At 75.1% G+C, this 534-nt stretch carries 1 pseudogene; it reads left to right on the top strand.

The window, feature by feature from the left end:
* Positions 1–188: pseudogene (locus tag STRAU_RS33110) on the top strand (molecular chaperone DnaJ); the annotation flags it as partial.
* Positions 189–534: the final 346 nt, after the last annotated feature.

Genomic DNA, 534 nt, shown 5'->3' with positions numbered 1-534 from the left:
GCGGCGGCGGCCGTGGTGACCTCATCGTGCACGTGGAGGTTCTCACCCCCTCCAAGCTGGACCCCGAGCAGGAGCGGCTTCTTCGCGAGCTCGCGAAGGCGCGCGGCGAGGAGCGGCCCACCGGGCAGTTCCAGCCCGGCCAGCAGGGCCTTTTCTCCCGCCTGAAGGACGCGTTCAACGGGCGGTAGCGCCTTGAGCGGCCCGGGGTGAGCGCATGCGTTGCGCCCGCCCCGGGCCGACTTGCGTGGTCACCCCGCGCGCGGGGATGGCACCCGGGGCTTTGTCCGGGTCACCGCCGTCCGTGACGACCCCGTCGACGTGGGCTGTGCCCACCCGTGCCGCCCTGCGGCACCCCGTGCCGCCCTGCGGCACGACTGCCCACAGTGGGTGCGACCCACAGCAGGTGCGACCCACAGCGGGTAGCCGCCGGACGGCCCTTCCCGGCACCGGCACCCCGGCATGGCGGGGTGGCAGGGCGGCGGTGCCACGCTTCCGGCCCGAAGCCCTCGGTGTGCTGGAAACGGGCGGGCGGGT

The organism is Streptomyces aurantiacus JA 4570 (assembly GCF_000414115.1).
GTDB classification, from domain to species: Bacteria; Actinomycetota; Actinomycetes; order Streptomycetales; family Streptomycetaceae; genus Streptomyces; species Streptomyces aurantiacus_A.
This window is presented reverse-complemented; position numbering and strand designations above follow the sequence as displayed.